General features: G+C 65.9%; 15 protein-coding genes and 1 tRNA gene. 12 read left to right on the top strand and 4 right to left on the bottom strand.

Going from position 1 to position 14,629, the window contains the following annotated elements; translation table 11 throughout:
- The first annotated feature begins 191 nt into the window (after positions 1-191).
- From ACWEO2_RS11760 to ACWEO2_RS11750, 3 genes are read left to right on the top strand one after another with little or no spacing between them, the layout of a single operon-like run.
- Positions 192-2,012 (top strand): ABC transporter ATP-binding protein, encoded by a 1,821-nt coding sequence (locus ACWEO2_RS11760; protein WP_452405263.1) that lies wholly within the window; start codon positions 192-194, stop codon positions 2,010-2,012.
- On the top strand, positions 2,009-4,339 hold the full coding sequence (locus tag ACWEO2_RS11755) for an ABC transporter transmembrane domain-containing protein (RefSeq protein WP_452405262.1): 2,331 nt from the start codon (positions 2,009-2,011) through the stop codon (positions 4,337-4,339). The genes ACWEO2_RS11760 and ACWEO2_RS11755 overlap by 4 nt, the downstream gene beginning before the upstream one ends.
- Before the next feature lie 36 nt (positions 4,340-4,375).
- Complete coding sequence (locus ACWEO2_RS11750; RefSeq protein WP_452405261.1) at positions 4,376-4,981, top strand: putative glycolipid-binding domain-containing protein; 606 nt, start codon at positions 4,376-4,378, stop codon at positions 4,979-4,981.
- Between the two features lie 9 nt (positions 4,982-4,990).
- On the opposite strand, the gene ACWEO2_RS11745 is transcribed toward ACWEO2_RS11750, so the two are convergent.
- On the bottom strand, positions 4,991-5,941 hold the full coding sequence (locus ACWEO2_RS11745; RefSeq protein WP_452405260.1) for a prephenate dehydrogenase: 951 nt from the start codon (positions 5,939-5,941) through the stop codon (positions 4,991-4,993).
- Between the two features lie 58 nt (positions 5,942-5,999).
- On the opposite strand from ACWEO2_RS11745, the gene ACWEO2_RS11740 reads away from it, so the two are divergent.
- The 5 genes from ACWEO2_RS11740 to ACWEO2_RS11720 all read left to right on the top strand — a co-directional run bounded on the left by ACWEO2_RS11740 (position 6,000) and on the right by ACWEO2_RS11720 (position 8,129).
- Positions 6,000-6,539, top strand: coding sequence for a tRNA adenosine deaminase-associated protein (locus ACWEO2_RS11740; RefSeq protein WP_354955378.1), 540 nt, complete (start codon positions 6,000-6,002; stop codon positions 6,537-6,539).
- A 37-nt stretch (positions 6,540-6,576) separates the two neighbouring features.
- On the top strand, positions 6,577-7,011 hold the full coding sequence (locus ACWEO2_RS11735; protein ID WP_452405427.1) for a nucleoside deaminase: 435 nt from the start codon (positions 6,577-6,579) through the stop codon (positions 7,009-7,011).
- Between the two features lie 95 nt (positions 7,012-7,106).
- Positions 7,107-7,197: transfer RNA gene (locus tag ACWEO2_RS11730), tRNA-Ser, on the top strand.
- 274 nt (positions 7,198-7,471) lie between these two features.
- Complete coding sequence (locus ACWEO2_RS11725; RefSeq protein ID WP_452405259.1) at positions 7,472-7,723, top strand: type II toxin-antitoxin system Phd/YefM family antitoxin; 252 nt, start codon at positions 7,472-7,474, stop codon at positions 7,721-7,723.
- Positions 7,716-8,129 (top strand): PIN domain-containing protein, encoded by a 414-nt coding sequence (locus ACWEO2_RS11720; protein WP_452405258.1) that lies wholly within the window; start codon positions 7,716-7,718, stop codon positions 8,127-8,129. The genes ACWEO2_RS11725 and ACWEO2_RS11720 overlap by 8 nt, the downstream gene beginning before the upstream one ends.
- A gap of 556 nt (positions 8,130-8,685) precedes the next feature.
- Here the strand turns inward: ACWEO2_RS11720 and ACWEO2_RS11715 are convergent.
- A complete protein-coding gene (locus ACWEO2_RS11715; RefSeq protein ID WP_452405257.1) occupies positions 8,686-9,060 on the bottom strand; it encodes a DoxX family protein in 375 nt (124 codons plus the stop codon).
- Between the two features lie 132 nt (positions 9,061-9,192).
- Here ACWEO2_RS11715 and ACWEO2_RS11710 point away from each other — a divergent pair, with 132 nt between their 5' ends.
- From ACWEO2_RS11710 to ACWEO2_RS11700, 3 genes are all read left to right on the top strand, one after another.
- Positions 9,193-9,762 (top strand): helix-turn-helix domain-containing protein, encoded by a 570-nt coding sequence (locus ACWEO2_RS11710; RefSeq protein WP_452405256.1) that lies wholly within the window; start codon positions 9,193-9,195, stop codon positions 9,760-9,762.
- Between the two features lie 254 nt (positions 9,763-10,016).
- Positions 10,017-10,232, top strand: coding sequence for a hypothetical protein (locus ACWEO2_RS11705; RefSeq protein ID WP_354955351.1), 216 nt, complete (start codon positions 10,017-10,019; stop codon positions 10,230-10,232).
- 194 nt (positions 10,233-10,426) lie between these two features.
- Positions 10,427-10,642, top strand: coding sequence for a hypothetical protein (locus tag ACWEO2_RS11700; protein WP_452405255.1), 216 nt, complete (start codon positions 10,427-10,429; stop codon positions 10,640-10,642).
- A gap of 290 nt (positions 10,643-10,932) precedes the next feature.
- Here the strand turns inward: ACWEO2_RS11700 and ACWEO2_RS11695 are convergent, their stop codons facing one another.
- Positions 10,933-11,199, bottom strand: coding sequence for a hypothetical protein (locus ACWEO2_RS11695; RefSeq protein ID WP_452405254.1), 267 nt, complete (start codon positions 11,197-11,199; stop codon positions 10,933-10,935).
- A 306-nt stretch (positions 11,200-11,505) separates the two neighbouring features.
- Positions 11,506-13,803 carry an MMPL family transporter gene (locus ACWEO2_RS11690; RefSeq protein WP_452405253.1) on the bottom strand — a complete coding sequence of 766 codons (2,298 nt, stop codon included), beginning with the start codon at positions 13,801-13,803 and terminating at the stop codon, positions 11,506-11,508.
- A 205-nt stretch (positions 13,804-14,008) separates the two neighbouring features.
- Here ACWEO2_RS11690 and ACWEO2_RS11685 point away from each other — a divergent pair, with 205 nt between their 5' ends.
- On the top strand, positions 14,009-14,602 hold the full coding sequence (locus tag ACWEO2_RS11685; RefSeq protein WP_354955345.1) for a TetR/AcrR family transcriptional regulator: 594 nt from the start codon (positions 14,009-14,011) through the stop codon (positions 14,600-14,602).
- Positions 14,603-14,629: the final 27 nt, after the last annotated feature.

Here is a 14,629-nt window from a genome sequence, read left to right as displayed (position 1 = left end):
GCTGATCTGTGGGGGGTTGCCGTAGGGGCTTGACCTCGAGGTCACTCGAGGGTTGTTGGCTGTGGGTGTGGCGGAAAATCGGTTGGCCGATCTCGGGACCGATGCCACCCTGAAATGTCGGACCCCGGTGCGAACATCACCGGGAGATCCGTTCGCGACACCAGCCAACCACGGGACCACGAGGGGGAGCTTTGTCCGTCACGCTCGATACGCGGTCGGCCGATACGGAGGTCGACAGACCTGAGCGACCTGCCACCGCGGCGTCGGGTCGCCTGCATTCGCTGCGCCGGTTCCTGCCGTATCTGCGGCCGCATCGGGCTGCACTGCTCGGCGCGACCGGGCTCGCGGCGGTCGCCGCCTTGACCGCGATCATGATCCCGCTGATCATCGCGCGGATCATCGACGGTCCGATTCAGCGGCGCGATTTCGTGGGTGTCGTGCTGCCGGTGCTGGGCGTGTTGCTGCTCGGTCTGGTCGAGGCGTTAGGGGTGTGGGGACGCCGGTGGCTCATCGCGAAACCGGCGGCCCAGTTCGAGATCGCCATGCGCGCCAAGATCTTCCGCAAGCTGCAGACCTTGTCGATCGGACGCCACGATGCCTGGGAGTCCGGGCAGCTGCTGTCGCGCGCGATCGACGATATGAGCACCATGAAGCGGTTCGTGGCGTTCGCGGGGCCGTTCCTGATCATCCACTGCATTGTGATCCCGGTCGGTCTGCTCGTGCTGTTCGCGCTGAGCTGGCAGGTCGGGCTGATGTTCGCGATTGTCGCGCTGCCGCTGACCTATGTCTGCCTGCGGTTCGAGCGCCGCTACGCGGTCGCCTCGCGGCGTTCCCAGGATCAGTCCGGCGATCTGGCCACCACCGCCGAGGAGTCGGCGCAGGGCATCCGGGTGCTCAAGGCATTCGGTCGCGGTGGGTTCTTCGGTGGGCGGTTCACCGCGCAGTCACGTGCGCTGCAACAGACCGAACTGTTCAAGGTGCGGCTGGACGCCACGCTGTGGTCGGCAATGGTGAGCCTGCCGCAGTTGGCCATCGCCTTCGCGCTCGGCTACGGCGGATACGCCGTCGCGCACCACACCATGACACTGGGCACCCTGGTCGCTGGCATCACCCTGGCGACCTTCCTGCAGTGGCCGATCATCTGGACCGGCTTCCTGCTCGCCGAATGGAACGATGCGCGCACCGCGGCCGACCGCTTCTGGGAGATCATCGACACCCCGGTCGATATCACCGATCCCGCGGATCCGGTCGCGCTGCCCGAGCGAATCATCGGCGAATTGGCTCTGCACGGTGTGCGTTTCGCCTTTCCCGAAGCAAAAGGTGAAGTACTGCACGATATTTCGCTGAAGGTGCGGCCCGGTGAGACGGTGGCACTGGTCGGTGCGACCGGTAGCGGAAAGACGGCGCTGCTCAATCTGATTCCGCGGCTCTACGATGTGACCGGCGGCGCCATCACCATCGACGGCATCGATATCGCCTCGATGCGGGTCGCCGATCTGCGCTCGCTGGTCTCGGTGGCATTCGAGGAGCCGGTGCTCTTCTCGGCGAGTGTGCGGGAAAACGTCGCGCTCGGCGATCCGGAGGCCGGTGATGACGATGTGTGGCGCGCGCTCGATGTCGCCCAGGCCACCGACTTCGTGCAGGACCTGCCGTGGGGCCTGGACACCAGGATCGGCGAGCAGGGCCTGCGTCTGTCCGGAGGTCAGCGCCAGCGGCTGGCACTGGCCCGCGCGGTGCTCGCGCGCGCGGGTACCGGCGAGCGGACTCGGATCATGGTACTCGACGACCCGCTCTCCGCACTCGATGTGGAGACCGAGGAGCGCGTGCAGGAACGGTTGCGCACAGTGCTGGCCGGTGCCACCACGCTGCTCGTGGCGCACCGGCCCTCCACCGCGGCACTCGCCGACCGGGTGGCGCTGCTCGCCGACGGCCGGATCATCGCCGAGGGCGCCCACGATCAACTGCTGAAGACCAGCAGTCGCTATCGCGAGCTGATGGGAGGTGAATCATGACCACAACCGAAACCGCTGTCCCCGCCGACGATTCGGCCCAGCGCGACGAGGTCGCCGACTGGCGCGGCATCGCCAATGAGGACAAAGAGGTGACAGAGACCGGAAATCTGGTGCTGGCCGGTCGATCCCGGCGGCTACTGCTGAGCCTGGTCCGGCCGTATCGCAAGCTCGCGATCCTGGCCATGGTGCTGATCGTGCTCGATAACGCCGCGATGGTCTCGGCGCCGCTGTTCATCGCGCACGGGCTCGACACCGGCATCGCCAAGGGGGCCGAGGGGAACTGGGTGCCGCTGGCGCGCACCGTGGCCGGCTATCTGGGTGCGATCGGGCTCGGCGTCTGCACCACCTTCGTGTTCCTGCGGATCTCCGGAAAGCTCAGCCAGAGTGTGCTTTTCGATCTGCGGGTCCGGCTGTTCGCGCATATGCAGCGGCTCAGCGTCGCCTTCCATGAGCAGTACACCTCCGGCAAGGTCGTGGCACGGCTGACCGGCGATATCGAGACGCTGCAGCAGCTGCTGGAAAGTGCGCTGAATCAGGCACTGAGCGCCATTCTTTCGGTGCTGACCATCGCGGTGCTGCTGATCTACCTCGATCAGACGCTCGCCGCCATCGTGCTGCTCGGATTCGTGCCATTGGTGCTGGTCACCCGCTGGGCCCAGCGCAGGCAGCGGGCCGGATACCGGCGCACCCGCGGCGCCATCGCGAAGGTGGTCGTGCAGTTCGTCGAGTCGATGGGCGGCATGCGCGCGGTGCAGACCTTCCGGCGCGAGGCCCGCAATGAATCGGTGCTGGCGGCCGAGGACGCCGAATACTTGCAGGCGACCACCGCCGCCATGCGCGGTATGGGCGACTACGCCGGACTCACCCGCCTGCTCGGCAACCTGACCAGGGTGATCGTCATCGTGGTCGGCGCCTGGCTGGTGATCGAGGGCAACCTCGCCGTCGGCGTCCTCGCCGCATACCTGCTGTACCTCAACGATTTCTACGGCCCCCTCGACGAACTGGCCCAGGTTTTCAACGCCTACCAATCCGCGGCCGCCGCCCTGGAAAAGATCTCCGGCGTGCTGGAGGAGGAACCCTCGGTCGAGGAACCGAGCAACCCGGTCGCCCTGACCAAGGCAACCGGCGCCGTGCGCATGGACCACGTGTGGTTCGGCTACGGATCACCGGCAGGTCCCCTGGAGGCGCCATCGGATTCCGATGCCATGCTCGAACTGTCGGATTCGGCTGCGCGCACTGTCGCGCAAGCCGTGTCCGAGAAGTCTGGAGCAGTGCTGCCCAGCGTGGCTGTCGCGAGCGCTGTGTCGGAGAGCGCCGGTGCGTTGGGGCCCAATGCGGCCGGGCCGACGCCGGGTGTCGGGCGGCTGGCTGATCTCGAGCCGTCGGATTCGGCTGGACGCGCTGTTGTGGACGCTGTGTCGACGAGCGTCGGTGCCGTGGAGCCGAGGGTGGCTGGGGCGACTCCGAGTGCAGGAAGCCTGGCCGATCTCGCGCTGCCGGATTCGGCTGGATCTGTGGTTGTGGCAGCGGTTTCGGAGAGCCATGGTTCGGTGCAGTCGAGTGCGGCCGGGCCGACATCGGGTGACGCGGCGGCGGAGCTCGAAGTCGTTGTGCCGCAAGCCGAGCAGCGCGGTCGGGCGCGTCCGGTGTTGCCGGAGTTCACGCTGGACATCCCGGCCGGGCAGGTGATCGCGCTGGTCGGTGCGACCGGTGCGGGCAAGTCCACGCTGGCCAAGTTGCTGACGCGGTTCTATGACCCCTCCGGCGGCACGGTGAGTTTGGATGGGATCGATCTGCGGCAGCTGTCCGATGTGGATCTGCGGCGCAATGTCGTGATGGTTACCCAGGAGTCGTATTTGTTCTCCGGGTCGGTGGCCGACAATATCCGGCTCGGGCGGCCGGAGGCCAGTGATGCGGAGGTGTTCGCCGCGGCGCGCGCGGTCGGTCTGTCCGACTTCGTGACCGCACTGCCGGAGGGTTTCGACACCGACGTGCGCAAGCGCGGCGGGCGCTTGTCAGCGGGTCAGCGTCAGCTGGTGGCGTTCGCCAGGGTATTCCTCGCCGATCCCGCGGTGATCGTGCTGGACGAGGCGACCTCGAGCCTGGACATTCCGAGCGAGCGGCTGATCCAGCGGGCACTGGAAACGGTGCTGCGCGATCGCACCGCCGTGATCATCGCGCACCGGCTGTCCACGGTCGCGATCGCCGACCGGGTGCTGGTGCTCGAGTCCGGCCGGATCGTCGAGGACGGCACACCGAGCGAGCTCATCGCGGGCACCGGCCGGTTCGCCAGCCTGCACGCCGCGTGGCGCGAGTCGCTGGTGTAATGCCGGTGCATGGTCCGCGTCGCTTACGGTAGATACGTGACGAACCCAGCCCTCGGCTCCGACAGCCAACCGGCGGCATCCCGGTGGCCGGCGATCCTCACCTGGCGCGCGCACAACGGGTCGCGGATGGAGTCGGTCCGCGTGACCCTCAATGGCAACCGCATCCGCGCCGCCGGTCGCATGATCGGCGGCGCGTGCGCGGAACACCCCGCGTTCAGCGCCTCGTATGACCTGGTCACCGATGAGAACGGCGTCACAAAGCGGCTATCCCTGCGCAGCACCACCGCCGCCGGGGAACGTCAGGCCTCCATCGCCAGGGACGAGGAGAACTACTGGCTCGTCGACGCGGGCGGCGGCCATGTCCGCTCCACCTTCGCGGGCGCCCTCGATGTCGACGTCGTACTCAGCCCGTTTTTCAACACCCTCCCCATCCGCCGCTTCGGCCTGCAGAACGCCGTCGACGACATCCAGGTCCCGGTCGTCTACGTCCGCCTGCCCGACCTCCTCGTCCAGGAGGCCAGCCTCACCTACAGCAGCGGCGCCACCGGCATCAGCGTCCTGTCCCCGGTGTCCAGCGCCACCGTCACTGTCGACGCCGACGGCTTCCTCCTCGACTACCCCGGCCTCGCCGAACGCATCTGACCACCCGGATCAGTCCAGCTCGGTGATCACCCCACCGCGCTGGCCTGCGTCGCGCAAGGCTTCGAGCCAGTTGTGGTCGCCGGGATGGATATCGGTGATTGCCCAGTGCTGCGTGGTTTCGTAGCGTTCGCGGGCATCGTGCCCGGCTTCGACGAGGTCGACGAGGGTGCCTTCCGCGCGCAGGCTGTCGCGGGCCGCGCTGAGTATGGTCAGCGATTCCTCGAGCACGTCCAAAAGGGCTGCGGCATTGGGCTCGCAGATGGCACGGACGAGGTCCGGGGCGGTTGCGGCGACGCGGGTGCCGTCGCGGAACGAACCAGCGGCGAGTCCGAGTGCCAGGTCACCGCCCGCCGCACCGGATACGGCCAGCGCCTCCGCGAGCACATGGGGCAGATGAGAGATCCGGGCCACCGCGCGGTCGTGCTCGTCCGCGACCACCGGGGTGACCACCGCGCCACAGGCCAGCGCCAGCCGCACCACTCGTCGCCACGGCTCGGGGTGGGTGCCCGCATCCACCCCGACGGCCCACACCGCATCCTGGAACAGGCCGGATTGGGTAGCCGCCCAACCGGATTCGGAGGTGCCGGCCATCGGATGCCCGCCGACATAGCGGGCCGCGAGCCCGTGCCGGTGCACCGCCGCGGCCACCGGCGCCTTGACGCTCACCACATCGGTGAGCGGACAGTGCGGCGCGAAGCTCGCCACCTCGGCGAGGATGTGATCCACCGCGGGCATCGGCACCGCGACGACGATCAGCGCATCGGTATCGGCGGCCCGGGTCAGCACCCCGAGCAGATCACCCGTGACGTCGAAGCCGTCGGCGCGTGCGGCCTGCGCACCCCCCTCTGACCTGTTGTAACCCCAGGCGTCGTAGCCCGCGCCGACGGCCGCGCGCAGCAGCGAGCCGCCGATCAAGCCCGTCCCGAGGACACACACCGGTGCTTTCTGGTCAGGAGTCATCGGAACAGATTCGCATACGACTTCAACATTTCGGCTCGAGCCGACTACCGTTGCGGCCATGGCAGCACAGCGCTCGGGCACGAACAAGGCTGCGTCGGATGATTTCGACGACGTGGAGGGGTTCGCAGTGGCGGTTGTCCGCGAAGAAGGACAATGGCGGTGTAGTCCGTTGAGTCAGGCCGCGCTCACCGATTTGGCCGCGGCGGAAACAGAACTCAAGGCATTGCGTAGTTCCGGTGCGGTGTTCGGATTGCTCGACGTCGACGATGAGTTCTTCATCGTGCTCCGGCCCGCGCCGAGCGGCACCCGGATGCTGGTCTCGGATGCGACGGCCGCGATCGACTACGACATCGCCGCCGACGTGCTCGAGGCCCTCAATGTCGAAATACCCGATATCGACCCGGACGAACTCGACGATATCGAGCCGTGGGAGGAGGGCGATCTCGGCGTGCTCGCCGATCTCGGCCTGCCCGAACCGGTGCTCAGCGTGATCCTCGCCGAAACCGACCTGTATCCGGATGAGCAGCTCGGCATGATCGCCCAGCGGCTCGGCTTCGCCAATGAACTCTCGGCGGTGCTGGACAAGCTGCCCCGCTGACGTGGGTCTGCTCGCCGACGGACTTTCCGACACCGATATGGTCCGCGCCGCGATCGCCGCAGCGGCCGATGCGGGCGCTCGCGACGTACCCGTCGGTGCCGTCGTCTTCGATGCCAACGGACATGAACTCGCCCGCGCGGCCAATGCCAGGGAGGCCCTGGGCGATCCGACCGCCCACGCGGAGATCCTCGCCCTACGCCGGGCCGCCGCGGTCGTCGGCGATGGCTGGCGTCTGGAGAACACCACGCTCGCGGTGACCCTGGAGCCGTGCACCATGTGCGCCGGTGCCTTGGTGCTCGCCCGCATCGGCCGCCTGGTCTTCGGCGCCTGGGAACCGAAAACCGGTGCCGTCGGCTCGCTCTGGGACGTGGTCCGTGACCGCCGTCTCAATCACCGCCCAGAAGTGCGCGGCGGTGTTCTGGAAGCCGAATGCGTCGCGCTGCTGGACGAATTCTTCCGAGCCCAACGCTGAGGCGCGCACCACACCCCCACAGCCTGCCGAGCACCCCTCCGGCCGCCCCTACAGCCGATTTAGCGATCCGCCCCCCGTCCGGTATGGTTGTCGGCGGTGGCGTGTCCGAGCGGCCTAAGGAGCACGCCTCGAAAGCGTGTGAGGGGTAACCCCCCTCCGAGGGTTCAAATCCCTCCGCCACCGCCAAAGCCCCTCATCTGTTCACACAGGTGAGGGGCTGTTTTCTTCTCCGCGGTGGGCGGGATTCGGGGCTTGGCTGTGTTGACCGATCAACACGTGCCGACATGAAATCGGACTGGTACTCGACCGAGTCCGTGGGGCTGAGGTCCGCATTGGATTCCTCGCGAGCATTGCCGCAGGTGCGGGCCCGGCCCCGGATTCGAAGTGCGGGTCACGCCCCACTCCCGGGGCAGTCTGTAGCACTCTGTACACCGCGTAGCAGGCCGGGTAGCCTAGAGATATGAAAACGATCCAGCAACGCGACCTCCGCAACGACAGCGGCAAAGTTCTTGCCGCTGTCGAAGCTGGCGAGAGCTTCACCATTACCCGCAATGGCAAACCCGTCGCTGAACTCAAGCCCTTGACACGGCGAACCTTCGTACCGATCGCCGAATTGGCCCGCACCAGCGCCCATCTGCCGCGTATCGACTACAACGAGTGGCGCGCCGATATGGATGTGATGATCGACCAGGAGATCCCGGCTCGTGAGTGAACCCACCAGCCCCCGGCACGTGCTGCTCGACACATCGGTCCTCATCGATTATCTCGAGGTGCAGACATCGCTGCCCGATGAAGCGGAAGCCGCAATAAGTGCGATAAGTCTGGCCGAACTCGCCGCCGGATTGCACTCCACTAAAGATCCGCTGAAACAAGCCCAACGCCAGCTCCAGTTCCAGTGGGTCGCGAAATCGTTCAACCCACTCGCGTTCGACGCTGAGACGGCGAATGTGTACGGGTCGTTGGCTTTTCTCCTCGAACAGATCGGGCGTAAACCCCGAGGACGAGTGGCTGACCTCCAGATAGCAGCCACAGCGGTCCAGTACAGCTTGCCGCTGTACACCCGCAACCCAGACGACTTCAAGGGGCTCGGACCGCTGCTGAATATCGTCGCGGTGTAGACGAGCGTCTGGCACCTGCCCCGGGGGTGACAGACCTACCATCCCGAACAAGCCGATGCCAGCGGGCTTTCCGCTCGACCGACTTGACCCGCGCCGCGAGTCCACCGGCACAATACACGGCAGGGGCGCGTTGCCGTACCACTCCTTCTTATGACGGCGCAGCATGGCTGCACCGTCGTGGTCCCGTGAGAGTAGGCCACGGTGCGGACCGATCCGCACCCGGAAATGCCTCGCCAGGGGCGTTGACCACGTCAACACTTGGCCGCACGTTGATCGTCGTCGGCATCCCCGGAACATGCTGAAACGCAACGAATCTGGCCGAAAGCGCGGTCTACATACGGCTGCGGCAGGGTTCAAATCCCGTCGCCACCGCTCGAGCCCCTCACCTGTTTGCGCACGTGAGGGGCTTCTTCCTCCCTCGCGGGGACGGTCATCAGGTGATGAGCAGCGGCGCGGCGCTGCTACTGGCGTTGATTCATGGAATCTCAGGCGGATGGCTGAATGCGTCAACTGTGGCTTGGAAGTCGACATATCCATTCACCGAATTGCATCCCCGTTAATGGGAAGCGTTCAGTGCGACATAGATGGCCCAGGAAAGGTAGCCGAGGTTTACTAGCAACGAAATCAACGCGCCCAGTGGATGATTCGTGAGACCGGTCGAATCCCGCGTCGCGGTCCGCAGCGCATCGAGCCATACGACCAGGAATCCGGAGATGAGCACCGCCGCCGCCCATCCGCCGAGCACACGGGTATCCGGCAGCAGAATGAGCGTCGCGGTGACGAGCTCGGTGAGCCCGGTCGCTACTACCAGTGAGCCAGGCGCGGGGATCCACCGGGGAACCAGCGATCGGAAGTAGCGGACGAAGATGAAGTGACCGAACCCGGTGAGTGTCAAGAGCACAGCTAGCAGAAAGGCGGCGACGGTGGGCATACCGACCAGATCGCCACGTCGACAGGCTGGCGTATTGAACAAAACGATCGGGTCCGGCGGTTTGTGACCGGAGCCGACCTCGATGCTTACGGCGAGACCGCGATGGCCTCGACCGCTCGACACAGGCACCCGGTGTGGAAGCTTGTGCTGCCCACGTCCGGGCAGGTCATCGTGAACGGCTTGGCTGCCGGTGGAGCCCTCGTCCCGCCGCAACTACCGCACGACTGTGTGACGACCTCCGGGTTCGTCGCGGTCGTGCTCGAACCGTGGTGCCTGCCGCCGAGAGTGGGGCTGGCGTTGCTGGAGCCATCGGTCACCCGTCGACTCCTCGACGCTCTCGGCGCCGAGTGGGATCTCGATGCGCTGCGATCGGAAGTCGCGACACTGTTCGGGCCCGCGCCCACACTGGATCCGCGCCTGGAGACGATCCTGCGCCGCTGCGGCGACGTCGGACACCTCGCCGACCTCGCTCATGAGGTCGGGCTCTCGGCGCCGCGCATTCGTGCGTTGGCACGTTCGGCTATCGGGGTGCCGCTGGGACGGGTACGGCAGTGGCAGCGCCTGCGGACGGCGGTGCTGGCGTTTCCGCAGGGGCCGATCAGCGCGGCAGCCGCCCGGGCCGACTTCGCCGACCAGGCCCATCTGACCCGGACCGCGCAGAAGCTGATCGGACGGAGCCCGGGTTCGCTGAGTGTGTGGTGACAACCTCCGGGCTTATTCGTCAGGCACAGCGCCTTGTCGTCGCGGCACCACTCGGCGAGCGGGGATTCAGCACAGCGATTCACACCTGTGGCGACTGCTAAATCCGCCATGTGGCACAGACGAATCCGGGATGTGGGAGTTCCTGGGTAAGTGGGCCGTTCGCGGGTATACGCCGATTAAGCGAGCGCGGCGAGGTCGCGGTGCGGCGATGGCGTCGCGGGACGAGCCGCGCGGGATTGATGCGTGAGAGTCACATGAGAGAGCCCTATTTCCGATTCGGCAGTCTGCTGGTCCTGATCTGGCTGGTGATCGGTGTGGTCGCCGCGGGCCAGCGGCACTATTTCGACAGCGGTCCGATCAATTGCGCTGGCTTCGGCACGATCGCGGTGACGACGCTGGCCGGTCCGCTCAACTATATGGGGGTGAATCCGAAGATCGCGGATTGCAATGTGCCGCAACCCAGTCCGTAGCGGCCACGGCTGAGCGTCGAGGATCTGGCCGTCCCCGCGCGCTCAGGGCGTGCTCTGCCGGGCGGCGACATGCCGTGCGGTAGGGCGCGCCCGTGCGTGCGCCCGGTATGTGCCGAATGCCCGAGTACAGGCCGGGTGCGATGCGATAATTCGCCGCATCACCAACCGCGCGAGCACCATCCGCGGGAGAACATATGAGCGAGCCCTCGATGAAACTTGGCACCGTGCTGATCGTGATCTGGTTGGTCATCGGCGTTGTCGCCGCCGGACAGCGCAACTATTTCGACAGCGGTCCGATCAATTGCGCCGGATTCGGCACGATCGCACTCACCGTCCTCGCCGGTCCGCTCAACTATATGGGCGTGAATCCGAAAATCGCCGACTGCAACGTCCCGCAGCCGAGCCCATAACCCCCTAGCCAAGCCCAGAGCATCAGGCTAGAGTTAACGCTCCGCATCCGGGTACTCCGCCGCTACGCGAGTGCGAAAGGAAGCGATTACGATGCGCGAGCGTGTAAACCAACGGCGGCGTGCGCGCTCCGCCGGCACCCGACTCATCGGACTGCTGCTCATGTCTTGGCTGGTCATCGGCATGTTTGCTGCCGGACAGCGTCTTAAATTAGACAATCCCCCGATCGACTGCGCTGGCTTCGGCACCATCGCGGTGACGGCGCTTGCTGGTCCACTGAACTATATTGGAGTTAACCCGAAGGTAACTGCGTGTAGTCTGCCTCAGCCGAGCCAATGATGAAATAGATACGCCCCCAACGGAATTCCGGCCTGATCCCGAATTTCGCTGGCGCCGTGGTGAATTCGAAGCTCAGCCGCTGCGTACCGGCGGCGATCGCAGCACCCGGCCCCATGAACGTCAGGAACCGAACGCCGACGATCGCCAGACCGCCCAGCGCGATAGGCGCGACGGCCATACCGATCATTTCGGACTCACCGCTCGATGCCTGCTGCTGCATCGCGATGGTGCGGCTCGTCTCGAGCGTCGATCCGGCATTGCGTGCGGTATTGCCCACGCCGTAGGCGGCACTGCTGCCCGGACACCGGGTTCTCCTCGCGGTGATCGGGTTCGGGACGAGCGTTTCGAACTGCCACGCCGACCACGTGTGTCGGCGCAAGACCGAGCTGAAGAGTCGAACATCGCCGAGTCTGCTGCGCACACCCACAAGATCAAGAAGCGGGTCCCGAAACGTATTCGGCCCCGCACCCGAATCCGGGTGCGGGGCCGAGCTGTGGGCTCCGATAAGCCCAGCCGCAGGCTCCGATCAGCTGACGCCGACCGGCACCTTCGCCGTCTCCGCGGACCGCTGCTGCAGCTCACGCAGCTTCGCGCCCTCGACGTCGATATCCGGCAGGATCCGGTCCAGCCACTTCGGAATCCACCAGGACCACTTGCCCATCAGCACGAGCAGCGACGGGATCACGACCATCCGGACGATGAACGCGTCGATCAGCACGCCCGCCGCCAGCGCGAAGCCGAACGACTTCGCGGTGACATCGGTTTCCAGCAGGAAGGAGCCGAACACCGAGATCATGATGACCGCGGCCGAGGTGACGACCCGGGCACCGTGGTGGTAACCAGCGACCATCGCGTCCTTCGGCGACTTGCCGTTGACGAACTCCTCGCGCATCCGGGTCACCAGGAACACCTGGTAGTCCATGGCCAGGCCGAACACCAGACCGATCAGCATGATCGGCAGGAAGCTGACCAGCGGATGCGGATCCTCGATCAGCCCGAGCTTGCCCTGCTGGAAGATCAGCACCGTGGCGCCGAAGGTCGCCCCCATGGACAGCAGGAAGCCGAGCGCGGCGGTGAGCGGCACCAGAATCGAGCGGAACACCAGGATCAGCAACAGGAATGCGGCACCGGCCACGATCGCCAGATATGGCACGATCTTGCTGAGCAGCACGTGGTCGACATCGGCGAAGATCGCCGTGGTGCCGGTGATGCCGTACTCGATGCCGTATTCGGTCTGCATCTGCGCCTCGGCGTCGCGGGCGTCGCTGACCAGATCCTTGGTGGCCTGGTTGTTCGGACCCGACTTCGGCACACCGTCGAGCAGCGCACCCGCCTTGTCCTCACCGCTCCACTTGGGCTCGGTCACGTAATCCATGCCCGAGTAGGACGCGAGCTTGGACCGCAGCGCGTTCACCGCGGCCTCACGGCGCTCGGCGGGCACCTTGGTGAGGTCGACCGCGACGTTCAGCACGCCATTGCTGCCCTCACCGAAGCCCTCGGTGCGCAGCTCGTAGGCCTTGCGGATGGTGGAGGTCTTGGGCTGGCTGTCGTCACCGGGCAGGCCGAGGTTCAGACCGGCGGCCGGTGCGGCGAGCAGGCCGAGGACGACCACGCTGAGCAGCAGGGTCACCGCGGGTGCCCGGCCGATCAGGCGGCCGAACCGCATGCCATTGGTGACCGACTGATCGTCCTCGGGATCGTGCTGGGCAACGATCGGCAGCTTCGGCTTGAACAGGAACCGGCCGAACGCGCCGAGCAGCGCAGGCATCAGGGTGATGGCGGTGAGCACCGCGAATGCGGCGGCGATCGCGCCACCCAGGCCCATGAACGTCATGAACTGCACGCCGACGATGCTGAGGCCGCCGAGCGCGATGATGACGGTGAGACCGGCGAACACCACCGCGGAGCCCGCCGTGCCGAGCGCGGTGCCGGCCGCCTCTTCCGCCGAATCCTGCACTGCCAGTTCATGTTTGTAGCGCGACACGATGAAAAGCGCGTAGTCGATCGACAGGGCGATGCCGATCATGGACGCGAGGAAGGTCGTGAAGCTGGGCACCTCGATGATCGAGGTACCGAGGAAGATCAGCGAGGTGGCCGCGCCGAGGCCGATGATCGCGGTGATGATCGGCACGAAGGCGGCCACGATGGCACCGAACGCGATGATCATGACGATCAGCGCGATGCCCATGCCGATCTGCTCGGACTTACCGCTGGGCCCCTCGTTCTTCTGCGCGATCGAGCCGCTCATCTCCACCTGCAACCCGGCATTGCGGGCGTCGCTGGCGACGTTGTAGGCCGCTTCGCGCTGCGCGTCGGTGACGTCGGTGAACTTCTTGATGGTGAACGGGACGCTGAAGAAGGCGACCGAATCCGGATCGGTCTTGCTCAGCACGTTCAGCGGTGCGCCACTGCACTTGGACGGGTCCGGATCGGCGATGCAACCCGACTTCTCCGCGGCCTCAATGGGATTCATCACCGGCTTGCTGTGGTCGACGATGTCGAGCGTGCCGAGTTTGGCGATGAACGCCTCCAGCGACGCACGGTTCGCCGGATCGGTCAGCTTCTGCCCCTCGGGCGCGGCAATGACATAGGTGCCGGTGACGGCATCGAATTTGAAGGCGTCGGAGGCGCCGGGAAAGTGCTTGTCGAGAATGTCGTTGGCACGCGCGGACGGCAGCTCCGGCATGCTGAAGTCGTTGGTCATCGGCTCCTTCAGCTGCGCGCCGAGGCCGCCGAGCAGTAGGAAGAGGACAAGCCAGACCGGAAGCACTATCCATTTTCTTCGGAAAGCGAACTTTCCCCATCTATACAGATAAACGGACACGAGAGGTTCTCCTAGCGATGCCTGGGTACGTGCTGGTTCGCGGCGCGTAGACAGCACACGCGGGGTTGCCCTGCTGTACCCCGCCTCCAATTGACGCTTTCTGCCTACCGTGCGGTAGGTAGACTACCTAGGAGCTAAGCGGAGGTACAACCTCAATTCTGATGGCAACGTTAGCTCAGCGCAGAAGTGATGAGAGGATCATCCCATGACCGTTCGTGACGCGGGCGACACTGTTATCGCAGGTGGCGGCACTAAACTGGCAATTCGTGACGCCGCGGTGAAGCTCTTCGGCGCCAAGGGATTCGAGCAGACGAGCCTGCGCGAGGTCGCGGATGCGGTAGGAATCACAAAGGCTTCGCTCTACTATCACTACGCCTCGAAGCTCGATCTACTACTGGCGATCGTAGATCCGATCATCGATCACCTGCGCGCGGTGACCGAGGATATCGATGCGGTCCCGCACGATGCCGAAGGGGTGCGGGCCGTCCTGCGCGCCTATTTGCGCGGCATGATTCGCCATCGCGATGCCGGTGCCCTGTGCGTCCGCGATACCGTCGCGATCATCAACGTGATGGCCGACCGCTACCCGGACCTCATGAATTCCAGTCGGGTGCTGCGCGAATGGCTGGCCGGACCCGATGCCGACGATGTGGCCAAGCTGCGCGCCAGTGCGGCGCTGGAGGTGCTCGGCGTCGCGCTGCTGTCCACCGAACTCGTGCCGGGCGTCGCGGATTCGGTGGTGGAGCGCACACTGCTGGACGCGGCCACCTGTGTGCTGACCGGCTGTCACACCGCGTAAATTCGTTCGGACACCTAGTAGGCCAGG

Source organism: Nocardia sp. NPDC004278 (assembly GCF_053602975.1).
The sequence above is the reverse complement of the archived record's forward strand: the minus strand, read 5'-3'. Positions and strand labels throughout refer to the sequence as shown.